The organism is Rhodopseudomonas sp. RCAM05734 (assembly GCF_052658035.1).
The window spans coordinates 4,409,459-4,434,415 of the sequence record NZ_CP199742.1; the positions used below are offsets into that span (position 1 = coordinate 4,409,459).

The 24,957-nt window shown below is 57.2% G+C and carries 15 protein-coding genes and 1 pseudogene; 10 read left to right on the top strand and 6 right to left on the bottom strand.

The window, feature by feature from the left end:
• Positions 1 to 139 precede the first annotated feature (139 nt).
• From ACUXVA_RS20820 to ACUXVA_RS20845, 6 genes are all read left to right on the top strand, one after another.
• A complete protein-coding gene (locus ACUXVA_RS20820) occupies positions 140 to 910 on the top strand; it encodes a hypothetical protein (RefSeq protein WP_445487856.1) in 771 nt (256 codons plus the stop codon).
• Between the two features lie 1,053 nt (positions 911 to 1,963).
• A complete protein-coding gene (locus ACUXVA_RS20825) occupies positions 1,964 to 2,281 on the top strand; it encodes a hypothetical protein (protein ID WP_445487858.1) in 318 nt (105 codons plus the stop codon).
• Positions 2,282 to 2,332: 51 nt separating this feature from the next.
• A complete protein-coding gene (locus ACUXVA_RS20830; protein WP_445487860.1) occupies positions 2,333 to 3,397 on the top strand; it encodes a radical SAM protein in 1,065 nt (354 codons plus the stop codon).
• Positions 3,390 to 4,007, top strand: a complete 618-nt coding sequence (locus ACUXVA_RS20835; RefSeq protein ID WP_445487862.1) for an iron-containing redox enzyme family protein — start codon at positions 3,390 to 3,392, stop codon at positions 4,005 to 4,007. Before ACUXVA_RS20830 ends, ACUXVA_RS20835 begins: the two co-directional genes overlap by 8 nt.
• A complete protein-coding gene (locus ACUXVA_RS20840) occupies positions 3,994 to 5,091 on the top strand; it encodes a radical SAM protein (RefSeq protein WP_445487864.1) in 1,098 nt (365 codons plus the stop codon). Before ACUXVA_RS20835 ends, ACUXVA_RS20840 begins: the two co-directional genes overlap by 14 nt.
• 25 nt (positions 5,092 to 5,116) lie before the next feature.
• Positions 5,117 to 6,364 carry a clostripain-related cysteine peptidase gene (locus ACUXVA_RS20845; RefSeq protein ID WP_445487866.1) on the top strand — a complete coding sequence of 416 codons (1,248 nt, stop codon included), beginning with the start codon at positions 5,117 to 5,119 and terminating at the stop codon, positions 6,362 to 6,364.
• Between the two features lie 933 nt (positions 6,365 to 7,297).
• On the opposite strand, the gene ACUXVA_RS20850 is transcribed toward ACUXVA_RS20845, so the two are convergent.
• Positions 7,298 to 7,831 (bottom strand): hypothetical protein, encoded by a 534-nt coding sequence (locus tag ACUXVA_RS20850; protein WP_445487868.1) that lies wholly within the window; start codon positions 7,829 to 7,831, stop codon positions 7,298 to 7,300.
• Between the two features lie 639 nt (positions 7,832 to 8,470).
• On the opposite strand from ACUXVA_RS20850, the gene ACUXVA_RS20855 reads away from it, so the two are divergent.
• Positions 8,471 to 12,502 (top strand): type II TA system antitoxin MqsA family protein, encoded by a 4,032-nt coding sequence (locus tag ACUXVA_RS20855; protein WP_445487870.1) that lies wholly within the window; start codon positions 8,471 to 8,473, stop codon positions 12,500 to 12,502.
• Positions 12,503 to 13,305: 803 nt separating this feature from the next.
• Here ACUXVA_RS20855 and ACUXVA_RS20860 read toward each other — a convergent pair.
• The 4 genes from ACUXVA_RS20860 to ACUXVA_RS20875 all read right to left on the bottom strand — a co-directional run bounded on the left by ACUXVA_RS20860 (position 13,306) and on the right by ACUXVA_RS20875 (position 21,786).
• Positions 13,306 to 14,154 carry a hypothetical protein gene (locus ACUXVA_RS20860; protein WP_445487872.1) on the bottom strand — a complete coding sequence of 283 codons (849 nt, stop codon included), beginning with the start codon at positions 14,152 to 14,154 and terminating at the stop codon, positions 13,306 to 13,308.
• 1,258 nt (positions 14,155 to 15,412) lie between these two features.
• On the bottom strand, positions 15,413 to 16,204 hold the full coding sequence (gene xth / locus ACUXVA_RS20865; protein ID WP_445487874.1) for an exodeoxyribonuclease III: 792 nt from the start codon (positions 16,202 to 16,204) through the stop codon (positions 15,413 to 15,415).
• A 237-nt stretch (positions 16,205 to 16,441) separates the two neighbouring features.
• Positions 16,442 to 18,214: a phospholipase D-like domain-containing protein gene (locus tag ACUXVA_RS20870; RefSeq protein ID WP_445487876.1), complete on the bottom strand. Its 1,773-nt coding sequence runs from the start codon at positions 18,212 to 18,214 to the stop codon at positions 16,442 to 16,444.
• On the bottom strand, positions 18,211 to 21,786 hold the full coding sequence (locus ACUXVA_RS20875) for a DEAD/DEAH box helicase (RefSeq protein ID WP_445487878.1): 3,576 nt from the start codon (positions 21,784 to 21,786) through the stop codon (positions 18,211 to 18,213). The genes ACUXVA_RS20870 and ACUXVA_RS20875 overlap by 4 nt, the downstream gene beginning before the upstream one ends.
• A gap of 204 nt (positions 21,787 to 21,990) precedes the next feature.
• Between ACUXVA_RS20875 and ACUXVA_RS20880 the strand changes: the two are divergent.
• Positions 21,991 to 22,376, top strand: a pseudogene (locus tag ACUXVA_RS20880) (transposase); the annotation flags it as partial.
• A 434-nt stretch (positions 22,377 to 22,810) separates the two neighbouring features.
• Positions 22,811 to 23,209, top strand: coding sequence for a hypothetical protein (locus ACUXVA_RS20885; protein WP_445487880.1), 399 nt, complete (start codon positions 22,811 to 22,813; stop codon positions 23,207 to 23,209).
• 311 nt (positions 23,210 to 23,520) lie between these two features.
• Here ACUXVA_RS20885 and ACUXVA_RS20890 read toward each other — a convergent pair whose 3' ends face one another.
• On the bottom strand, positions 23,521 to 23,751 hold the full coding sequence (locus ACUXVA_RS20890) for a hypothetical protein (RefSeq protein WP_445493322.1): 231 nt from the start codon (positions 23,749 to 23,751) through the stop codon (positions 23,521 to 23,523).
• 222 nt (positions 23,752 to 23,973) lie between these two features.
• On the opposite strand from ACUXVA_RS20890, the gene cysK reads away from it, so the two are divergent.
• A complete protein-coding gene (cysK, locus tag ACUXVA_RS20895) occupies positions 23,974 to 24,957 on the top strand; it encodes a cysteine synthase A (RefSeq protein ID WP_265078617.1) in 984 nt (327 codons plus the stop codon).

Sequence of the window (24,957 nt, forward strand, 5' to 3'; positions counted from 1 at the left end):
ACTGCCCCCCCCGTAGCTCAGGAATCAAAAATAGGATCATGTCCGGGAACAGTTAGTATCCGGCAGCGCCAGGTAGCATATACGTGGTAGTTGGTTAGAATGGCGCCTTTCGGGGCGCTTTTACTTTGGGGATATGATGGTGTTTGATCCTGCCTACCTTGGACGTTCTCTCGATAACCGATTGCCTGACATTTACGAATCTGTGACGCGTGAAGTCAAAGCGCTACAGAACAAGCACGCTGCAGCCGGAAGGCTCCAGAGTGGTGCAACCCTCATTGCCTTTGAAGATATAGCGGTCAACATCCTAAAAACGACCATCTCTGACGCGTCGAAGTTTACATTTGAGTTTACAGGCGGCCATGAGCCAGAAGCTTTGGCTTATCTCAAGAATTTTGCTGGACGCGTGCAACACACCATCATGTCGGAGATCTCAGAAAAAGCAGATCGGCTCAGCCTGGGAGATGCAACGGCAAACCATCTTCACAAGGTTCGGACCAAGTTGGACCGATTGCGAGAACAGGCTCTGGATGATTTCTCACATGGCATGCAAGGGAGCGAGCGCTTGAAGAAAGACGCTGTGGTAAATATCGTAGCCAACCAGACGGGAAACGGAATTCAGCAGATCGGGGTCGGTAACTTCTCGCAGAAAGCGTTTGTCGAAAACCATCAACAGTTGATCGATGCCATTGCCAAAGCCTTGGCGTCATCCGAATTTGCGAAGCTCCTTCCTCAGCACAAAGAAGGATTTAAGGATATCGCGGACACCTTATTGGAAGAGGCCAAGAAGCCAACGCCAGATCCTGGAAAACTGAAAAGGTGGGGTGCGCGTCTCGGGGAGCTATCCGTCCAATTAGGTTTGGAGGTGGCTGCCTCCGAGATCGTTGAACTTATCGGACAGATGTTCCCTTAATCTCTCCCTAGTGGTTTGAGGACCATAGCGAGCGCGCTCGTGACTTCTCTGGCGGTCTTTGAACCTAAAATCGTAACCACCCTTTCCAATCTACCTGCAGCTAAAATGGATCCTGTTCGCGAATCAGGAGCACCCATGCGAGAAATCTTCCGGAGGTGGTGGGAGGGCCAATATGTCCCCTACGAGAATGATCCGAACGCCGCCGTGTTTTTCGTTGGCGGCGCCGATGAGCGCCATTGGACGGCTAACCTGGCCCGATGGGCATGGGGATTCTATCAGCGTGAGTGGAAGTGGACACTAAATACGCTGGCTTTTATCTGCAACCGGCCTGCTCACGTCGTGAAGCGCGCTCCGCCATCGCAGATCAGCGTCAGTGTGCCGCGCTCCTACTTGTGTTACACAAGATCTCTCGCCGTCCGCTGGAGGTAGCCACGACTTCCCGTGCTCATCGTGACGCGTCAGATTGCTCCAGTAGTCGCCGCGCCTCGGCCGCAATCTGATCATCAACGCGCGCCGATCGTAGCACCGCCTTTAAATCCGCTGCAGCTGCCGATGTGCTGACCCTGCTGGGCCAGCACATCGGCTCGCAGTAGCCGTGCTTTGGGTGAGTACTCGTCGTCCACGCCTGCTAGCTGCAGAACGGTCGTGTAATTGAAAGCTTCACCGGAGGGAGTCTTTGATGCGATCGACCCACCGGTTGTAGCGCGCGCAGGTAGGGGGGCTTTTGGGACCCAAAATCCGGAGGGCAACCTGCCGGCTCAGGCCGGCGAAGCCGACCGCTACCACTTTTAAGGTGACTAAGCCATCGGCTTTGGCTGGGATGTCGGCACTTACGGCGCGCCCTCCCTGTCTTCTTGTGCGCCGTTGCTGATTTCGCCAATGACGATGCCCGCAGCAATGGTGAGCATGGCGTCGAGGATCTGCCGCTTTAAGGCAGAAATTCCACTTATCGTCCTGTGCAGATTTCCGGGGCCACCTCTCTCACCAAGAAGAACAACTGTGACGCGTGTAAAGGATTGATGCAATTTTAGCTTGACACCAAAATCACATTTGGTGAAAATGCAGTTGTTAGAATTCGATCCGTTTTCATTGCGTGCTTTGGTACCTAACATTCTCAGCAAGGAGAAAAGTGTTATGGCAGCAGCAGCGGTTCAAGAAGCCAATATTCGTGAAGTTCTTAGTATTGCGATTTCAAAAAATCAGACAATTCAGCAGGCAATATCGAACTATGCCGATCCGCTCTCGCAGCAGGAAAAAGACCTCTTGCTTTCGATTACTCCTGCCGAACTCTCAGCGCTGAGAGACATAGAGACGAAAATAAAATCTGCTCATCAGTCGACCAGAGGCGTCTGGGCGGGAGCAATTTGGTAAATAGCAACGCATAGATGAACCATTGGTGGGTATGTTGCTATGGACCACTCGTTGGACCAAATCGGCAGTGTTGCGCCCAACGTGGAACAGTCCCTCTCCTTTGATGAGTACGAACAACTCCACTTCGGATTCTATAGAACTCTCTTTATTCAGCTGACCCTTGCCTGTCCGCTGGAATGTGATCATTGCTGTGTGAACTCTGGACCAAAGCGCCGCGAAGCACTTTCGGCGGACGTCATTGAAAGAGGAATCCGAAGCTTCGCGGCGCTGCCGGATGCCGAAGTAGTTTGCCTAACAGGCGGGGAACCATTTGTAGCACGCCGGGCACTGCATCGTGCGCTTGCCGTTTGCCAGGAGGTCGGTCTGCGAGCCTACGTTATTACTGCCGCCCATTGGGCTCCCACGGTAACGGCAGCGAGTAAGGTCTTGGACTCGTTGCCTCCCATCACGCTCCTCTCTGTCAGCGCTGATCGGTATCACGAAAAGTTCGTTCCGCTCGCGAATGTGCGAAATGCAATCGAGGCCGCCACTCGTCATCGCATTGCGGTCAATCTATTGCTGACGTTGGACCAGGACGATGACCCTTACCGTTCCACCGTCGCCACCGCTCTTGGTGGCTTCTGGCACGAGATTTCAATCCGGGTCACCTATTTCCAGCCAGTCGGTCGCGCGCAGCCGGAGGGGATAGGGTGCTACCCCGCCACCGAGCCCCTCCCAATGGGGTTATGTCCGATGATTGGTACGCCTGCAGTTACAGCCGATGGGTCAATAAGTGCGTGCTGCCAGGCACAGGAGACAAACCTCATAGTGACGGGAGTGCCGCATGCATTAAGGCTCGGCTACATGGGTGACACAGACTTCGCGACTGCACGGGACACGGTTCGGACCGATCCTTTGTTGCGTGCGATCCGCAACCTGGGGCCCGGCTGGGTATTTATGCGAGCGCTTGAGCGCGGTCGTGATTTGGGGGAACGCCGGTCGTTTGCGACCATTTGCGATGTGTGTTCGGAATTGGTTCGCAACGTCAAACGAGCGGATGACCTAAGAGGCATGCTGGCTGAGCCATCGCTGAAACTTCAATTGGATATTGCTGGAAGGAGTTCAGACGGTGTTTGATCTGATTGATCTTTTTGTGGGTAACGCGCAGCGGGCGTTCTCGAACTACTGCTCAGAAAATCCGAGTCCTGTTTCATATTGCGAGTTGCTCTACCAAACGCATTTTTACGTGAAGGAGACGGTTCCCGTCATGACCGCGGTGCACGCGGCGCGAATGGATCATCCGCTTGTGGCGCAACTGGCGGTTCATTGTGAGGAGGAACGTGGACACGATCAGCTACTCCTCGATGACCTACGTCGCCTTGGGCTGTCGCCTTCTGGCCAGGAAAGCCCACCGCTAAGAAAGCTAGTCAACCTCGAGTGGAGCGCGACGCAAGAACCGGATCCTGTGTCGGCCCTGTTCGGTCACATTCTAGTTATGGAGGGGTATCCCCCCAGTGAAGAAGACATTTCGCGACTTGTTTCGACGTTCGGTTTGAGCCTGGATGTGGCTCAGGGGTTCCTCGCTCATGCCGAGGCGGACGTTGCGCACTCGGAAACAGCGCGCGCACTTGCCTACCATCCCTCGATAGACAGGACCGTCCTGCTGAGCCGGGCACTGGCAACATGCCGGCTTCTCGGAGAGCACTGGCAATGGATGGCTACCCGGCAATCCCATGCCGTTCACTAGAGAGCTTGGATTTGAGATAACAACCCGGTGCCCGCTTGAATGTGCGCACTGCATAGTCGACTCCGGTCCTTGGCGCCGCGAACGCGCTTCCGATGAGCTGGAGCAGTGGCTGAACGACGGGGCCGGCCTGGCGGGTCTTGACACGGTCGTGGCTACCGGCGGAGAGCCGTTCCTCTATCCCAAGGCGCTTGTTTATCTGGCGGGAATTGCCCGCCGACACGAATGTCGGTTTCGTGTGGTGACGAGCGCATCCTGGGCGCACACGCTTCCGAAGGCAACCAAGATGTTGTCGCTGGTTCCTGTCGACCATCTGGTTGTGAGTGTGGACCGATACCATGAAGAATTTCTGCCCTTTGAAGCGGCGGTGAATGCGTTGCGGGCGGCGCTCAACCATAACATCTCCAGCACCGTGAATGTCTGTGCCTCGGTAGATGAGCTGGGTCACGAAGTGAAGGATATGAACGTCCGGTTGATCCACTCCTTGGGTGCAGCGGAAGCGGCATCGATTGAGATAACCGGACAACCCATCCTCACAGCCGGGCGAGCAAAGGCTGCACCAAACGGCAGTCTTTTGCCATGGCAGGTGTTCGACTCATGCCCAATGCTTCAGAAACATGTCGTGAAAACTGACGGAGATGTGATCGCTTGCTGCGGACCGCCGGCGTATCGAAGCAATCGTTCGACGGATTGGCTCAAGCTAGGTCGTCTTGGCAAAATGCCGATTGCCGAAATACTCGGCGCGGCAGAACGGAATTGGCTGGTGCGGGCGATCCATACTCTCGGGCCAGCGTTTCTGTATGAACTGGGCGGCGAGATTGCATCACGTCTCGGAGATCAGTTCGACACGCGATGTACTCTTTGCGTAGCGGCGCTCTCTGACGAAGAAATAATGAGCAGAGTAATTGCCCGTCTTGGGGAGCCCGCAATAAGACGCCGGATTGCGTTGGCCGCGGCACTGAAGTTTGGCGATCTTTCACTGCTCGAAAACAACGTCATTCCGGCTAACGCCGTAACTGCAACGGAAGATGTTGATCTCGGATCTTCGGATGTCAGCCCCGCGGATACCGGATTGCTTGATTTTTAATTGTTCCGTTGACTTGGGGGGGCAGATGGGCACCGCAAAGTGGACTTTCATGGTCTACATGGCCGCCAACAATGACTTGTCCGACTTTGCAAGTTCGAACCTTGATGACATGAGAAAGGTCGGCTCCAACGACGACGTCAAGGTTGTCGTATTCGTAAAGCAGCAGGGCGCGCCGGGCACTCCGACCAATGCCCGTCGTATCCAGATTGGAAAGAAAGGTCAGCCAGACGTTTTGGAAAACCTCGGTTCCGTCGATTCCGGCCATCCACAGACAGTGATAGATTTTATTCGCTGGGGCGTTCAAACGGCTCCCGCCGCCCGATATGCGGTTATTCTGTGGAGTCACGGCTCCGGCTGGAGTCCCGACGATATGGACCAGCTTTACAAGAAAGTGCAGTTTAATGCGGCAGCCCTGACAAGAGGCGAAGCGAAAGTTCTGGCGAACTCTTCCCTCGGTCGAGTGTTTTTTTCTACCACCTTGGCGACCGTGCTCGCCGCTCCCACGTCCCATGCAAGAGCCGTGCTTGCGGACGACGAAACCGGGCACTCGCTCGATACCTTGGAACTCGGCTCCGTTTTAAGCAGTGCAACAAGTGCAATGGGTCATCGAATCGATCTGCTAGGCATGGATGCGTGCTTGATGAACGATCTAGAAGTGGCCTATCAGGTGGCAAATGATGTTGGCGTGATTGTCGGCTCAGAGGAGCTGGAGCCGGGCGCCGGCTGGTCCTACGATTCAATCCTGAGTTTTCTCGTAAACGATGCTGATGCGCATGCAACCGATTTGGCCAAGACTATCGTCAGCAGTTACATCTCACGCCATGGCGGGAGTCCAGAGCTGTGGCCGGTCACGCAGTCTGCGCTGAAGAGCGATGAACTCGGAAATTTTGCGGATACACTCGATGCGCTAGTGGCGGCTTTGCGTCCACAGTTGCAGACCGGGTGGCCGATGATTCAGAGAGCGCACCTTGGCGGCGCACGGTTCAAGATGAATCTGGTGGACCTTCTGACGTTTTGCACGAAGCTGGAAGAGTCGGCTGTGGACGGAGGCGTGAAAGCGGCTGCAAGAAAAGTGGCCAGGGCGTTGAAGCCGGGTGGCTTGATCATTACCGAGGGCCATTTTGGCAAGACCGTCGCTGGGTGCGGGGGGGTCTCTATCTATTTTCCCCCGGCGGGCCTGGGCATATCAAAATACTATGGGGATCTGCAGTTCGCCAAAGAGCGAAGCTGGTCTCAGTTTCTGAGCGAGTATCAAGCAGCCGCAGGCGGGTAGAGGTTGCAACGTAAGCATCCGGAGAGGAGCAACAAAGTCCACGAGCACCGAACCCTGAGGCAAGCCCCGCGCGACAAGTTCGGCATTCTTTCCAAACAGATGTAGATAAATTCGATCCTCCGGGACCGATCTCGCGAGCGTGCGGTCTCAAGCGTTTCGATTGCTGCCCGCACGTGCTCCATTGCAAGAGCGCTCGTCGTATCCGTCAGACTGCCGGCCGATCTGAGCCTTGATCGCAGCAGGCGCCGCCGAAGCCGGCGTAGCGGCGTAGCTCCATTTCGACCCCAGTCAGCAGGACAAAGCCACTGTATCGCTGCAAGCGCTCGGCTGCCGATTCAATGCCCTTACGGCGTAGTACACAATCGTAAGCTCGGAGCGCTCGGCTCGGCGTAGTGCATCGGCTCCGAACTTTGACCCCTATCTGGAGTGGTCCCGATCCGATGCCGATTGACACCCTGAGATTGCCGCCGTCATCGTCGCCACTAAGGGGGTATGGCGAGGAAGCAGTGCACGCGCTGCAACGGCGGGTGCGGGCGAACCTGTCCTATCTGCGGGAGCGGCAGCGGGTGGTGAAGATGGGGGATCGGTTAACCGCCAGATGGGCGCTCCGATTAGGAGGTGCCACCATATAAAGCCTTGTATTCGTTTAGTCTTTGAATAATAGAACTTCATAAGATGCTGGAATCACTAGTCGAATCCCGGCGCCCCTATTGACTATGGGCAAAATTTCCCCCATATTAATAACTGCAACAGGCCCGACGTTGGGGTGGTGAGATCCCAAAGCCGAGCCTGCCGCTAACCCTATAACGCGCGGTTTTTCCGCACTACGCACCACCTGCCTTCCTATTTACCCTCGGTCAAAGGGCGGGTTAGTGGGCACCACCCACCAGATACGGGCCTTGGAGACTCATGATCTCCTTGGCCCGATTTCTTTTAGCTATTCAAAGCCAACTCCGGCTTCTGTGTTTCAAAATTTCCCGCACGTTCTGCCAGCGCCACTTTAAGCCCATCCCGAATGATCAGGCCGGAGCCTTTCATGTTGGAAAGCGTTGGCGACATCGTGGACATAGGGACCTCGCGGCCCTTCAATATGGAAACCCATTTTTGAAGGTCAGCTGAGGTTTGCCAAGGGTAGCTGACCGACTTCAAGCACAGCAAAATTAGGCTGTCGGTTGATTCTTTGCCCGTGATCCCTCGAGAAAGCTTAAACTTTTCCCACTGTTCTTTTTCAGTTGGCGGCGGCGACACTACTTTTGGTGCAGACTGAGAACCATGCTGTGAAGATCCCGCAGTCTTGTCGTCTACTGGCCCGCTTCTGGTGGCCATGCGCTCCAGCACATGGGCGGCGATCGACAGCTCGTTTGCCTCCGCTGCCAAAGCAGTTTCGCGTCGCGCGATCCCCTCCCGTTCCTCGGCAATCTCTGCCAAGCGGGCCTTCACATCTGAGAGCGTTGGGTTGGTGGTCATGGAACCTATATGACACAAACAATCGGCTTGTACAAGGCCCTTTATCGATCGGGCAAGAACTTAAAGTGAACTTCCCGCTACGGCGTCGTTAGCGAGAACTTGCAGCCCAAGGCGATTGATGCTGACAACGACAGAATTGGACTGCTTAGGCGCTAACCTGCCGTTGCCAGTAGCCGGTGAAATCCACCGACTTGCCGCGCTTCATAGCCAGCGACGCACCGCGGGTCCGCACATCGACAGCCTGCGGCTATTGCCCGCGACTTACCATGACGCCGTACGATGAGCCTCCCTTCGCTACCCGTCTACTATTCTCCATCATTTCAAGGAGATGCTCGACTTCGCCGCGGAGACCAACGCGTCAAGGTCCGTCCCGGATGGGGGGATCCGCGAGCAGGTTCGCTTCGATGGTGGCTGTGACCGCACTGCGGCCGGTCGGTCACTGGCACTTGGCCATCCGGATCAGAACGGGGAGTCGCGATAGGGACGGGTATCCATAAACGGTCGTTCGGGGTCGCCGCCGCCTTGATGCAGCGAAGCGGCTGCCATGCAGCGGTAGGTATAGATCTTGCGCTTGAACGAGAATTCATATAAGTGACCACAATGGTGTATAATCTATCTCGGTGACCATTGTGGTGTCGTATGGACCAGAATCCGTCAGAAGAGCTCACGCCGCAGGAAATTCGCCGCATCCGTGAGAAAATCGGATTGTCGCAAGTCGAGGCGGGCGAGTTGCTCGGCGGCGGCCCGCGCGCTTTCACCAAGTATGAGAGCGGTACCATCCGGCCCGCCATGGCGATCGCGAACCTGCTGCGGCTATTGGATGCCAAGCCTTCGGCCATAATCACGCTGTCCGGCGGGAAGGTCGCGCCGATGGAATCGGATGACACCCGATTGTTTGAGGTCACCGGCAAGCACATCGCTGCGCTCAGCCCGCGCAAACTCGTCCTTCTCATGCGTCGGCTCCTCGATGGCGAGGCCTTCAGCGGAGATCTCCCCATGGACGGCATCCATGTGGCTGCCAACATCACCGCCGCAGATGGTGGTGAAGACGCGCGCATCGAGTGGCAAGGCGGTCCCGACCGAACCAAGTTTTTGCCAAACCGCATTTCGCAATTCCAACTCAAGGCTGGAGCCATCGGACCCGCGGAGGCGGGGGGCGATGTATTGACCCCGAGCGGCGAGGTGAAGGCGATGGTGCGCGACGTCCTCGAGCAGGGCGGCGTCTACATCATGGCGAGCGGGCAATCATACGAAAACAAGCTCATCAAAGCACGGGCCGAAAGCATCCGAAAGGCGCTCGCGAAAGCCGGGATGAAGATCTTTCCGGAACAGGTCCAGTTTCGCGATGCCGACCAGCTTGCCTCATGGGTAAATTCTCTGCCGCCCGTCGCTGCTTGGGTTCTGGAGCAGACCCAGCCGGGGATCGTCGGTCCTTTCAAGGACTGGACGCACTGGGCGGGTCGCTACGATGCGTCGCCTTGGATTCCCGATCCGCGACTGCCCGCCTTCCGTGAAAAGCTGCGTTCGCTCATGACCAAGCCCAGAGGTGTCGCACGCATCGTCGGCTTGTCCGGTGTCGGCAAATCGCGGCTTACGCACGAGGCACTGGGACCGACGGAACAGGAAGAAACCTCGGGTGTGCGTCTGTGCGATCTGATCCTCTACTCGGTGGAGTCGGAAGTCGGATCCGTGGCGATCAAGAATGCCGTCCAGAGCTTGGTGGATTCTAATTTCCGGGCGATCGTTGTCGTTGATCGTTGCCCCTTGGATTCCCATCACGATCTGGTCGGCATGGTAAAGCGGACCGGCAGTCGTGTTTCGCTCGTGACCATCGACCATGAGGTGCCACCCACACTCAAGGGCGACGACACGCTGTTATTCGTTGAAGAGGCCGCGGATTCGGTCGTGGAAGGTATGATCAAGCAGATTGCCCCCGATTTGCCGAGTGAAGACTATCGCCGACTGCTGAATTTTGCCCGCGGTTATCCTCAGATGGCGATCTTGCTTGGGCAAGCGTGGCTGAAGGACATTCCGATCGCCGCTGCCACAGACGACGATCTCATCGACCGAATTCTGCTCGGCCGTAAGCCGTTCGATCAAGCCTTGCTGAAAGACGCGGGTATGTTGCTCGGAACGTTCCGGCTTCTGGGCACCAGCGGCGAACTGGACGATCTTCCACACGTCGCCAAATACGCGCGTGGTCGTTCGCCGGAAGATCTCCGCGCCGCACTGGCCGATCTGCAACAACGCGGCGTCGTGCAGCAGCACGGCCGCTTGGCAAGCCTTCAGCCCAAGTCGCTTGCCCTCAAGCTTGCTGAACGGCAGTGGCGGCATTGGGGGCAGCACACGTGGGATCAGGTGCTGGCGGGCGATCTACCCGACCGACTGCGCCGGAACCTGGCTCGTCAGCTCACATTTCTCAATACTGAGGCGATCGGGCCCCAGGTCGCGCGGCACGTAATGCGCCTGGGTGGTCCGTTTGCCTCGCTGGAAGCCCTTAGCCGCGAGGGTAATCCCGACGTCCTGAACGCAATGTCCGAGATCGACGCGGATGCGGTGGTCACTCTCATTGAGCGGCTGTTGAATCCTCTGACGCTCGATGAGATGAAGCGCATCGAAGGTGACCTCCGCCGGAGCCTTGTTCACGCACTGGAAAACGCTTGCTTCCTCAACGACACATTCGAGCGCGGGGCACTGCTTCTTCTGAAACTCGCAGTGGCTGAAAATGAAAGCTGGGGAAATAACTCGGTAGGTCAGTTCAAGGCGCTTTTTCCAGTCTTCGGCGCAAACACGACTGCCCCGGCGGAACCTCGTCGACGATTGCTTGATGAGCTGATCCATGACGACGATCCGGCGCAGATGCCATTGGTCGTGGATGCGCTGCTGGAAGCGTCGAGTTTGCATTCAAGCGCGCGCCTCGTTGGCCCCGAGACCCACGGCAGCCGACCGCAATTGATCCCGTGGCAGCCAAAGACGTGGCAGGAAGCGTGGGATTATATCATCCCCTGCGTCGATCGGCTCGTCGATATCAGCCTTCGCGACGATGCAGTCGGGGCCCAGGCTCGAGACGGCTTCCCTCAGCAGTTTCGCGCATACATCCAAGGGAGGCAGATTGACCAGATTGAGCGCTGGGTGGCGAAGGTCAGGACTGCGCACCCGTATTGGCCAACGGCACTCAACGCATTGGGCGACGTCATCCAGTATGACCTCAGCGGGCTGAGGGCAGGCGAGGAGGCGCGTGTCCGTAAGCTCATGGCCGATCTGTCCCCGCAAGATGCTTTCAGTCGCGTTCGTTTTCTTGTGACTGAAATGCCTTGGGACTATCCAGTGGGTGAGAAGCTCTCGTTCTCCCAGCGCGAAAAGCGGCAGGTCGAAGCCATCCGCGATCTGGCTCGAGATATGCTCGCGCAGCCGGAAGCCTTACACGCAGTACTCTCGGACCTCTCGATCGGTCAGCAGCGCATGTCGGTTCAATTCGGCAAGGCGATTGCCGAGATGGCAGTCGATTCGATGTCATGGGAGGAGCCGATCAAGTCTGCCTACTTGTCGATACCCCACGGAGACCGAAACTATGGACTTTTGTCTGGTTACTATGCCGGGCTGGAATCTCGCTACCCAGATGCGGTGGCGAAGTTCAAGCACGAAGCTGTTCAGTCGGTCGATTTCGCGGACACGCTGCCGTTCGTCTGCCTGATGATTGGCATTACCGCGGACGACGTGCGCTTGGTGTGCGCCGGTCTCAAGACAGGCATCCTTAAGCCAGGCGCGATGTCGCACTGGAGTATGGGCGGAGTTCTCGCCAAACTAGACCCGCCGTCAGCCTCACCATTGTTCGATCAGCTGCTCACAATGGATGGCGTAGGCTATTCGATTGGCCTCGATATCATGGGCATGTTTGTGCATGATGCGCTTGATCGCCTGAACGAACTGCGGCCACAGGTGATGATCGCCGTTCAGAACGTGGGCAGGCGGCCTAAGCGGCCGGGCTCGCACATGGATGCTCACCACTTCGAAAGGATCGTCGGCTGGTTGCTAGGCAAAGGGCTGGAGCACGCAGATGCGCGTGCCGCAGCTTCTAGCCTGGCGGTGTACCTTGCATCCGATCCCGATGGTAATGCGCGCGACCTCATTAAGCCGCTGCTCCCGATCATGATGAAAGAGTTCGCTTCTGTCACGTGGACGCCGTTCGGAAACGCCATCCTTCAAGACCGCGCCACCGCTTGGCGGATTGAGCATGCCCTTGGTGACGGCCTTTCTTTCGCCGACCCCAAGAATCCAGCGATTCTTTCTGTCCCGGAGGATGTTCTCTTTGCATGGGCGCACGCGAATCCAGAAACTGGTCCTGCGTTCTTGGCACGCGTTTTCCCGGCTCTGGCCAGCCGTGCCGAGGATGCGGAGCGGGCATTTCATCCATCGATGAGCCGACTTCTGAATGAATTTGGTGACCGAGATGATGTGCGCCGCTACCTCACGCAGAACATGCACACCTTCGGCTGGTCTGGCTCTCTGACGACCTACTATGCCTTGTACGAGGAGCCACTGCGTTCGCTCTTTGACCATCCGATCGGCTCCCTTCGTCGTTGGGCCAAGGAGGCTCACACGCATATCCGGAAGCAGGTTGAGGCTGCTAAGCAGGATGATGACGAGAAAGACGCGGAGTGGAAGGCTTAGGCCCCTAGTCGTCGCCCCACCGCGTTCGACGTGCTTTGGAAGTCCTCATTTCCCGTTCTGTGGCAGCCGAAAGGTGGCTGTTCGCGGAAGCGTCCCGGGGTGGACATCCTATACTTACCTGACCTGGCGCTTTGAGCGGGCCTGTGGAGGGGTTTTGACAATCGGATGACCTACGAGCGGGGAAAGTCGCTCAAGGCCACAAACACATAGCCTGTTTGAGCCCGTGTCTAATCGGAAAGCCCGGATACGGACCCACCATCGGGTGGGTGGGCTTTCTAATTAGCGCCTCGGCGGGGCGACCTGTGAATAGTGGGCTTAACCGGCCTTTCCATCCTGCCTCCCGCTAGAATGGGTGCTGTTCGCGAATCAGGAGCACCCATGCGAGATTTCTTCCGGAAGTGGTGGGAGGGCGAATACGTCCCCTACGAGAATAAGCCCAATTCACCCATCGTATTTATCGGCGGGGATTACGAGCGCCACTGGACTGTGAATAAGCACCGAAGCGGGACCCCGAGCTCCGTGAAGTCCAACCTGTTGATCTAGCGGGCGAAGTAGGCATACGACGGAGTCACGATCGGCACGGATCCGGACCCCATCCAGAACGAATTTCCCCGTGCTACATCAAAGCACTGCGATCATTCGAGTTGGGGGTCCCACTTCGGTGCTTATTCACAGCCGATCCGAGAAGCCTTCCGCCGAAAGGCCTTCGGACGCGAGATATCTACATTCCTGACCTGCACTTAGACAATACAAAGGTGAAGACCCAGGATCTCCGATGAACAGGGTAACGGCTTAATATTTAGCTATCGCGCCCTGAGGCTGGTGACTGCCCATCTGATATCTTTCCATAGGCGTTCATCTGGATCCTCAAGAAACTCAGTTCTAAATCGATCATGCTCAATGACTGGTGTCGGAGTCCCTTCGGGGTGTCGATCTATACCCTCAAATGCAACGCGCAACTTTCTCTTTCTTTCTCGGTAAATCTGGTCCGCATACCCCATCGTTTCGACGACGATGGTAGAATGTCGAACGCCTGTTCCGCTGGCGCGGAGCACGAAGTCAGGAAGGCAGGGGCCCCTTGATACGTCTGCCTCTTCGGTCCCCATGTCAAAAAGGGGCTTTTCGATAAGCATTGAAATCATAAACTTGTTGAAGAGCCAATCTCTACAATTCAGAATTTCTTGGAGGGAAGCCCTCTCAAGTCCGCTGTCCAATAACGTAAGACGATCCCACCGCACGCATGGGTGCGCGTAAGCGCGAACAATTGATGAAGCACCAGACTCAGGCGCATCTTTTGTCACCAATCCAATCACCAAGTATGGCGGCCTGTCTCCCGAATCGATTTCGCCGAAAATCGAAAGCGTGCCTTGAATCTCAATAGGCGGAATGTCCGAGCGCTGTGGAATCAGCCTCCCATTCTCGATCCGATTAAACGTCGATATAAAGATCCCATGAGGTCTGGCGCCGCCCCAGTCCTTTGTCTCAACAGCTAGCCTTGCCTTTAAGGTTTGAAGCTCGCCGAGCGACAAAGCAAGCCAACCATCGAGCGCAACGTTGTCTGCGATGTCCACTTTGGCGGCGGCCGCCCGAATCGCAGCCAATTGAGCAGCAAGGTCCCATGTCGGCCCTTCGTGCTTCTGGATCTTGTCCAAACCAGCCGCCACCATCAGTTCGCATAATAGTCTTGCCAATCCTGGTCGACTTCGATTGGTCGATACCCGATTGATTGTACGGGGTTGACGCGGCTCCGCCCGCACGAACGGGAGCGCCAGTCGGAAGCGCAGTCTATTTCCTGGATTTCTTGAGGATCGATAAGAATGATTGAGCTCGATCTGCGAGGCGGCATCCCTCGAGAATTCGCAGGTCTCAGCGTGTTCAACGCCGTCACCCCTATCTTCTCGCTGAATGCCGCCGCCTGACACCGGAAATAGCAGCGGAGGCCTGCCGTTAACGTTTCTGCAATCACAAGCAAGCCAGCGCCCCATCAATTTATAATTTATTGTCAGGGCGTCTCCCGCAGATCGAAATTGCGGTCGGGAAAATCTACCATACGCCTTTTTTAAGGTGACTACTTCGTGTTCGGGAAGCGGGGTCCCGTGTCTAAAACTTTCTTTCCTAACGCTTAGCACAGGTGGAGACCGCTGGTGTCATGCATGGAAAGGCCTTCCCTTTAGTGGTTGTCTAGACGAGGGCTTTTTGTTGTGATGTCAAGAAAATGAGAAAACCTATCATAAGTTATGAATCGGGACTGGAAATGCAATGGCCAAGCGGCTGGGTGCTGTTTGTGAGGTTGTCAGGTTCGTTGCCCCAGAATGCAGCGGCTCAGTGTAGTCTTGTGTCACCGGAGGGTGATGGCTATTGGAGTCACAGAAACATAAAAAATACAGATGAGTTCAGGATGGCGATTGGCAGGTTACTCTCGAGAGCGATGGATGACGGTTTCAGTCCACCACGTGTGGGACAGATAAACGATATCGTTCCAGATCGATATCTTGAGCATGAGATCAGAAGAGATTCTGAGCTTATGCGGATCCAATGATTACAAAAATCTCACCGGTTCGGCGACGCCGTGACACATCAAGGAAACGGCTGACGGCTCAAACGCGTGGCGGGTGATAGACCAACGCGTCGTTGTCGGGAATTCGGAGGCCGAAGTCGAGACCGCCTATGCGGATTGCGGGATAGCCTAAATGCTGTGCGTACCTCGCGTCGAGGGGCATCCTCATCACGGTGCGCCTGAAACGGGCCGACCGAACGCGTCCGGATTGACCGAGCCGAGTTTTGTGTCCGGAACGGCGGTTGGCGCCTTGAAGTATCGGACGCCTCCGGAAAGGTAATCTATCGGTCTTTCAAACCGGAGAGAATGAGACGGGTTAGGCTGGAAAGCCGAAGGCCGTTCGAGCCGAGATGCTACGTGCGGGAAGCAGCTCCCCGGCCAAGTTTGATCCAGGCCGGTGCATGGTCGCTCGCGTTCTGAACCCCTCGAAAGTCACGGTCCACGCCAGCGTCCCTCAGTCTCGAAGCGACTGCTGGGCTGAGCAGAAGGTGGTCAAGACGCAAGCCCGCGTCGCGCGGCCATCGGTTTCGCAGGTAGCTCCAGAAAGTGAACATCGGTTCGTCCGGATGAATCGACCGCAGACCATCGACCCAGCCCATGTCGATAAGCTGCGCAAAAGCCGCGCGCGGCTCCGGCTGGAGGAGTGCATTGTCAGAGAACGATCGGGTCGAGTAGATGTCGAAATCGGTCGGTACCACGTTGTAGTCCCCGGCCAAGACCGCCGGGATGCCCTCGAAAAGCAATGAGGCGGCATGGTCGAGAAAGCGATCAAACCAGTCCAGCTTGTATTGGAATTTCGGCCCGGGCTGTGGATTTCCGTTCGGCATGTAAATTGAACCAACCAGGACGCCATTGACCGCAGCCTCGTTGTATCGGCTCTGCTCGTCATCGGGATCGCCGGGCAGAGCGTTCCGGATAAGCACCGGCTCGGCTCCTCGGGCGAGGATCGCAACGCCGTTCCACGTCCGCTCGCCCTTCCAGACAGCGCCATAGCCAACGGCGCGGATCGCCTCAATGGGAAACGCCTTATCGGTGCTTTTTAGTTCTTGAAGACAAACCACATCAGGCTTTGACGCATCTAGCCATGCCAACAGGTTCGAGAGCCGCCGGTTAACGTCGTTGATGTTGAAGGTTGCGATTTTCAATCGAGCGGCTTGTCGTTATCGGCCGAAGGCTCCGCTTCTATCGAACAGATGTCGCCTCCGCCAAGATGATGTTCCAGAGCAGGATGCCCGCCAAGCTTCGCTTATAGATCCAGCTTTCGCGCCGCAGATGTCGTCCAGCCCTCGATGAACACGGGATGCTGCGCCATTTATTGTCTCCGAGTTGGGCAACGCGGTTCGCTGAGAGATCCGCGGATTGCAAAAACAGAAAAGCCTCTTCTACGAGCCAACGATTGGGAGCAGGTTCGGATGTATCTTCGATAGTCTTTCCAGATAGTGCGCGGCGGCATTTGTCGTACGAATGTGCACGCCGACTTCCCCTTCCGGAAAATCCGCATCCGACGTCGCCGATGCCCAGTTTACGCTGGTGATTACTAGGTCGTCATTGTCCCACGCGAGAAACTTGCCGTGTAGCGGAATCTTCCCAGATTTCACTACCCTCACACCGCTTGCTTCGCCTTCCTGCTCGAGATCGCGCACGTGGCGTGATTTGAGGGGTTTCGACACGACTGTATACATGAGCGTAGCCGTCACGCCGGGCTTTGCTGCAATTTGGCTTGGAAGAAATGCCCCTGGACGGACGGTCGACCCTAGTCGATGGCTGCCGACGACGAAACGTGCCTCAGCCTTTCCACTCGCTTCCCGGATGAGCTCGTCATGCGCTTCGCCAACAAGCACAGCGATTTTTGCGTTCGCTGAGGGGTCAACATCGCCAGCCCTCAGTTTTCGTCGCGCAAGTTCAAGTTCTTCAGCGACTGCGTCGGACAACCCTCGTCGACCGATGATCCGCTGCATAATCTTCATGGTGTCGCCAACCACCTGCTGGTCGCGAAGCAAAACGGTGACCTCCGTGCTACGGAAGGGCGACTTCAACCAGTTGCACGATCCGACGGCCGCGACCCAATCACCGGATTTGCTGTCGGCGAGCATGATTTTGGCATGTGATCCGGTCGTTCGCATGTTGATTCGGAAGCGCTCTGCCATGTCAGGGTCGGCCGCCACTAGCTGCATTATTTTGGCGGCCTCTTCAGCGTTTCGTATCTCGGTCTCGTCGTCGTATTCTGCGCCCCAGAACACGCTAAATTCCACCCCACGTCGGCATGCTTTCGCGAAGCATTCCATGAGGGGGCCGGAATCTTTGGCACTAAGAAACGTCGAGTGGATGATCACTCGTCGATCCGCATTCTCGATGAGCCCCTCGAACTCGGTGCGCTGTACGGACCCGCCTATTACGATATCAGCCGGATCGAAACGGCAGGTCCTGTAAATTGGGCCGTCACGAGGAGGACTTTCGCTGTATTCCACACGGACTGACGAATTCGGGGTGGAAGTGGCCGCTGCTCTGACGATGATGTCGCGGAGACCGTCCCGCGACGTGTCCGGCAGTCCCCGCGGCTCACCGTCTATGACCCGGACAACCATGTACTGATTGTCGATCACGTTCGCGCCGCGCCCAACAATGGCGCCCAGGTGTTCATCCCAACCGCCCGCGAAAATGGAGCTTAATCGGGCGATGTTGGCCTCCGGCGTCATCAAAGGGCCGTCACCTTCTATCGCCACGAAACGGACATCGGCACCGGCACTGCGGTCTTTTTCGAGGGATTGCAGTGATCTATAGCGAATCTCGGATGTCCGGAAGAAGGATCCGGCGGCGCGCTCGATAGAAAATCGGGCGGGCCGATACTGTTCCTTCGGAAATAGCGGTAGCGGTTTGCCGCCAGCGGTTGCATTGAATCCGAACGGACTGGCTCGGAAGGCGATTCCGTCTTCCGTCACTTTGCTCTCCACTAACCGGAACTTCATGAGCCGGGAGATAGTGGCGAGAATCAACTGTCGAGGCAGATTGCTTGCGCTCGCAAGCATGTCAATTGATTGGTATTTCCGTGCGATGGCGACCATCACAAGTTCGTCGACGATGCTCCACGGGGGCGCTTTGTCGATTCTTACACGGCAAGATATCCGAAAGATCGGTATCGCGACGGTGACGCTCATGACTTCACCCGCAATTCGTCGGGATTCATGATTGTCGCCAACGGAACGTCGATCCGTTTTTCTCCGGTGGCCTTGCGGATCTCTACGATCATGGTCGTAAGGAAATCAAGCTCGTGCTTCTCTTTTTCGTTATCGGGATTCACGCCGCGCACGGCTTCTTCGAGGAACTGAAAACTGGTTACTAGCACCAGCTTCCATTTCGCCCGACTTATCGCGACGTTCATCCGCCGACGGTCCCTGAGAAATCCGAGAGCCGACGAGCCGCTTCCTTCGTTGTTACGGACGAGGGACATCACCACAATATCGGCTTCGCTTCCTTGGAATGAATCGACCGTTCCGACGAAGCCCTGACCTTCGTCGCGGGCGGACCGGAAGCTGTTGAGATGCGCGAGCTCTCCGTTCTTGATCGCCCCGCCTATCCTTTCTGTTAACAAATCGACCTGTGCCGAATATGGGGAAAGGACGGCAAGCGTGGGAGCGTCGCCGGAGTCAGTGGCGCGTATTAATCTCAAAACGTCAACGACCGACTCGATTTCCGAGGGGTTGTGCCAACGCGGCTTGGCTTGCTCAAGACTTCTCCGCGAACCGGTTGCGTTCACATGCGGGAAATCGACAACGACTATCGGAGAAACCGGCAAGGGCGATAAGTGAAGGATCGGCGAAGGACCAGTTTCGGCCAGCTTCCGGCGTTTCGGCGCGGTCTGCAGATCGCCCTTGTAGAACGCTTGCGAGACAATCTCGGCTATTGCCGGGTCCATCCGGCGTTGCTCCGTGAGCGTAGCGGAGACGCGACGATGTAACGATGTCTCTTTAAGGCGTTTCTCGTCCTCTTCTACGGTAGATCTGAACGGCTCGAGCAGTCTGTAAGCCAGCATGCCGACCTCCCTGAGCTTTTCCGGGTTCGTACGCATCGTCTGAAGCTCCTCGATCTCGCCGTTCCGCAGCAGCGACCCGATATACTGTTCTGCGACATCCAGGGTGGTTTCGACGAGAGAATGGTCCTGGAGGATCTTGCCGGTCTGGTCGGCCCCGAACGGCGGGAGCTGCCGATGATCCCCGATCAGCAGACGACGGTTCGAAAGCATCATGGGACCGACGAGTTCGGGGCCGGTAGCCTTGGCGGCTTCCTCAATGATCACCCAGTCGAATTGCTCGCGGGCTTCGACGAAGCGTTCGATTTCGGAGGAGTTAGCGGCGGCGATCACAATATCGGCGCCGTCTAGGACGAGGTTTTGCATTGCCCTCAGTCCTGTCCGAATGTCCTCCGGCATTGTCTTCGACAATCTGGCTTGTGTGTTCTTGACGCTGTCACGGTTGGATTGCTTGATCTCCTTTGCAAGGGCGCCCACCCGTTCGCGTTGACCCTGCGGCGCTTCTGAAACCATGCGGCTGTGAGACAGTAGCTCTAGGTACTTTGCTGCAACGATCGGTGCGTCGTCTGGCGTCTTTTTCTTTCGGCCGAGCGATGGCGAGCGGACGAGGATCACGCTGTCGATGCCCTGCGTGACAAGAGCTTTCTTCACCTCCCTCTGTAGATTGTCGAGGGCATCGTGACCTTGCGAACTCAGGAGCACGCGCGCGGAGGTCGAATCGAAGCGACGCCATATGAATTCGGTCGCAAGCTTGGTTTTTCCGACGCCCGGCGGGCCCACGACGAAGAACGATGGCCGTGTATTCCAGATGGCTCGCAGCGCGACCTGCTTTGGGCCGTCCAGGTCGTCGAAGTTGGACTCGTCGACGGCATCGTTGGTCGACGTTCTCACGCGCCAAGAATCGTCGAGCATTTCGGCTAGATCGATACGGGTTTCCAGGGCTCTGATCGCCGCCAGGTGACGGCCCACGACGCGTTCGGTGCCCGTTTCGGAGTCCGCCCGAAGATAGAGCCGAGACTCCAAATTCACGTCGTCGTCGACCTCGAACTGATAGGCGTCCGCCCCCTTACGTGGGACGACATCGACGAAGGTGGCTACGACGTCGTCGTATCTGGAGCTTCCAAGGTCAGACGAACTGCTAATCCTCCATTGGCGCGCGGCATCGCGATGGTCTTCGCCGAATAGCCTATGCAACGCTGAGGCTGTCTCCAGAAGCCCGATTTTCTTTCCGATCTTGTCACGTTCGCTGCCGGGGAGGGCACGGATCACGGCGAGACGCCGCCCACCCGGTTCGACGCTCGTCTGCAAGACCTCGATCGGAAAGATGCCGAAGGCTTTCACCAGCGTGTCGACTATCTCAACAAGGTTGAGGGCTGTCCGAATGGTCCCGACACGGTCGAGCTCCTCGGTCTCGACTGGAGCCGAGAAGCCGCTCCAGTCGAGTGCATCCGGGCCTAGGCGGTCTCGCAGACGAACGGCGCCACGCACGCCTTCGACTTGGATGGACTGTCGAACAGCGTGCTCTTCTAAGGCACCGTATCCCATCAATCCGCCTTTCGCCTGAGCTCCGCCGCAAAAAGCGATCTGCCACGTCTGCCCGTCGTCCGCATCGAAGGATGACAGATTGTAGGCCATGATATCGGTCATTAGGGTCAGGCGTCCCGATTTCGGCCTAAAGCTCGAGGGAATGAGTAGAGAGGCCCCACCGGCCAGGTCGGCTCTAATGAAGTCAAGCTGGCCCCTGAAGTCGTCGACCGCTACCTGGCCTCCGCTCGCGACATAAATGGCGTCAGCTACGCCTTTCTGCACAAATGCAATGATGAAAGTACCGTTGCCGACGGTGCGCGTATGGGGAGTACTCGCGAGGATGTCGTCTATTGCCCGGCCGACGGTGGCCGCATCGTTGACGTCTTGACGTGTCGGCACGAACAGACTTTTGAATAATGCCCGCTCGGAAGTGTCGACATAGCTGGAATCGCTCCCTTCAGGTAGTACAAGATCTCCGGAGGCTTCCACCCGCAGGCCGAGGCAATCGGCGATCAGACTTCCAAAAGACCGCCAATCGTCTTCGAACGAGTAGTGTTTGCCTGCGCCAGCCGCTGCCCTTTCTGTTTGCAGCTTCGCATGTGATGCGTCGTCCTCTCCGGCACTGAACCACAAGCTCCATTCGAAACCACCGAGCACAAAGTCGGGTTGGTGGCTTCCCGTGGTCATCACCGCGCCTGTCCCAATATGTCCGTGGACCAAACCATGTAGGTGCACGATTCCTATCGCTTTCGCGATGCGGGCCACGTTGTGCCAAAAAAGTGTCCTGCTCTGCCGCAGCGCCAGATTTTTGAGCCAGTGGTCCGGCTTGGCGCGGACCATTCTGCTAGAAAGCGTTTGACCGACCTGACGAAGCACAATTCCGAAGCTTGTCTCGTCCTCCACGATGTCGACGACTTCTACAATGACGTCTCGGGCCCCTTCATACGCCCCGAGCCGCTGGATCTGCCGCATTTCGTGCAGCCAAAGTTTCCGCAGATCATCGTCGACCGCTGTCGAGGTTTTGGTCCAGAGCTTCAGGTTGAAGGGCGTTCCGGTTCGCCGGTCATCGACTTCGAAGATTGCCGAGCTGAGCGGTGATCCGCCTCCGGCCGTCATTCCATCGCCGAGAAACTCGAAACGCTCCTCTAACGGCGGCAGCCCCTTGGTGCGCATTCGAAATTCCCGCTCCGAATCAATTCTTTGACCAAAGCATAGGAACCTGCGGGTCGTGATCAACGAATAAGTTTAGCAAGGAGCCAACCATGGTTGATAGCGTACCTTTTGGCCGAACGGTGAGGTGGCCCCGGAAATCTGCACAGGACGATAAGTGGAATTTCTGCCTGACAGCGGCAATAATCGCCGCGTACAGGAGAGACCATGAGCAGACGACCACGCCGGAACCACACACCGGGCTTCAAGGCGAAGGTGGCATTAGCGGTCATCAAGGGTGATCGCACGATCACGCAGCCTGGCCGAGCATTTTGATGTTCATGCCAATCAGGTCACGACCTGGAAGGCGCAGCTCGAAGGTGCCGCTTCCGGGGTTTTTGGGGCGGGAGGCACTGCGCCGGCGGAGCCCGCCGTTGATGTCAAATCGCTGCATGCCAAGATCGGCGAACTGACGCTTGAGAATGATTTTTTAGAAGGCGCGCTCACCAAAGCGGGATGCTGAGCGCAAGACGATGATCGACCGTGAGAACGATCTGTCGATCTCACGGCAGGCGGAGGTTTTGCAGATCAGCCGCCGCAGCGTCTATATTATTGCGTTTGCATGCGAGACGCCGCCAACAATCATCGTTTGCAATGGTGTTTCGAAGGAAGAGGCCTCCGGTAGGTTTAGCCGGTTGATCGCCCGTGCTTACTTCGGTGAGATAAGCAGCACGAGTGAGTTCAGCTAGGAGATGCCATGGGGTGAGGGCTATCCTCAGCTCACGCAACCGAGGCGCAATAGCGACCATGACGGCGGCGCTTTTCGCGAATCGAACGAAGGTGGTTACCTGCGCTGGCGATCATCTTCAGTTAGAGCCCAATGTCAGAAGCATGATAACATTTAGTAAAAAATACCCGCACTTTTATGAAAATTCCATTCATCGCGGGAGCGGATCTGACACCGGGGTCGTGTAATCTACCCCGCGGCTGTCAGATTGGTCGTTTGCACCGCGCCCCGGCATCCTGATCTCAGCAATGGGAGAACGACATGAGCTATGAAGACATCAGGATCTCCGGAGATCTCGCCGAGGCGTTAGAAGCCTGGGTCGTGCAGAGGTACGGTAAGGTAGTCGATATCGAGGTGGGAGGGGTCAACGAGGGCGAATACGCCGCCGTCGCTTATGCGGCCGTTGAAGATGCGCAAGCCGGGGAGGGAACGGTGGAAGGCGTCGTTCTCCTGCTCAAGCACGATCCAGAAGGCGGGTCGGACAGCTACCTCATCAATGACATGGGGGAGAACGAGGGGCCGGTGGTCGACTTTTGCCCTATCAGAATTCTCGACCAGCTCTCGCCCACCGAGGACCAACTTGCCATCCACTGGAGGGACCGGTGCCGCGAGCAGGCGCTCAGGCAGAGCGGCCGGTCCGCATTTTCGTTGAATTCCTGAGAACCACTTTTGAAGACCCGCCGCTCTCGGCGGCGGCTTCACTTCAGACCGTATTCCAACTTAACGCCTGAAGGTCGCCGTCGAGGAGCGCACAAATCATCGACCCGTCGGCCTTGCATGGATACCCCCGCGCCGCTCGAAGGGCCGGTTACCAGATCGACGGATGTCGAAATTTTCAATGCGCTAGGCGTCACTGAACTCAGCGGGGCCGCCGCTCTCGGAGCTTCCCGTTGACCGCTTCACACTTCATGTGTGTCAATGGACACCTGCTATACTGATTTATGGACACAGAAATACGCGGGATGGACACACTAGTCTGGCCTCAACAACGCGCAAGCAATCCGCGGGATCATGTGCTTGGTCACGAACCCGTATCCGCAGGTGTCGCAGGTCCAGAGATAGCTGACCATGTCGCCCGGCAGGAATGCGGATGCCTCGGCTGCGACCATGGAGTCGGCGCAGACGGGGCAGGCGGGAAGATCGCTTCCACGCGGTGAGGGACGGGGGACTTTGGTCGATCGGATTGCAGCGCGGGCTGACATCGTGACCTCCTCGCCATCTGATATGTGTGGAACTTTACACTGATTTGCTTGACGATGTCGCAACACAAATGCGTTGGTTTTACGATTTTTAGGATCGACCATGTTTGCGGTGCAGCGAATGCGCTGCTGTTCTTGAAGGCTTGCGTCTGGTTGCGCGATACCACATCTGAACACAGATCACGGTACAGATCCGGGGTTGCCGAACGAAACGGAGGAGCGGTCATGGACACGTCGCCAGATAAGAATGCAGCGCACACGCAGCGTCCGGGTCGCGGACGGATTTTCGGCAGTATCGTGGAAGCCATCGGCGACACGCCGATCGTCCGGCTGGTGCGTCTGCCGCAGCAGCACGGCGTGCAGGCCACCATTCTCGCCAAGCTGGAATATTTCAATCCTGCGTCCAGCGTGAAGGACCGTATCGGCGCGGCGATGGTCATCGCCATGGAGAAGGCCGGCGTGATCAATGCGGACACCGTGCTGATCGAACCCACCTCGGGCAACACCGGCATCGCGCTGGCCTATGTGGCGGCGTCGCGCGGCTACCGGCTGAAGCTGGTGATGCCGGAGTCCATGTCGATCGAGCGCCGCAAGATGCTGGCGTTCCTCGGCGCCGAAATCGTACTGACACCGGCCGGGCAGGGCATGAAGGGCGCGATCGCCACGGCTGAAGAATTGGTGCGCACCACGCCCAACGCAGTGATGCCGCAGCAGTTCAAGAACCTCGCCAATCCCGAGATCCATCGCCGCACCACGGCGGAGGAAATCTGGAACGATACCGAAGGCAACATCGATTTCTTCGTGGCCGGCGTCGGCACCGGCGGCACCATCACCGGCGTCGGCCAGGTGCTGAAACCGCGGAAGCCGTCGCTGCAAGTTGTTGCAGTCGAGCCCGAGGAAAGTCCGGTGCTGTCCGGCGGCCAGCATTCCCCGCACAAGATCCAGGGCATCGGTGCCGGCTTCGTGCCTGATATCCTCGACCGCTCCGTCATTGACGAAATCGTCAAGATCAACAGCGCCACCGCCATCGAGACGTCCCGCGCGCTGGCGCGCAACGAAGGCATTGCCGGCGGCATTTCGTCGGGGGCCGCGATCGCTGCCGCGCTGCAGATCGGCAAGCGCCCGGAGAATGCCGGCAAGACCATCCTGGCCATCGTGCCATCGTTCTCGGAGCGTTACCTGTCAACCGCACTGTTCGAGGGAATTTGA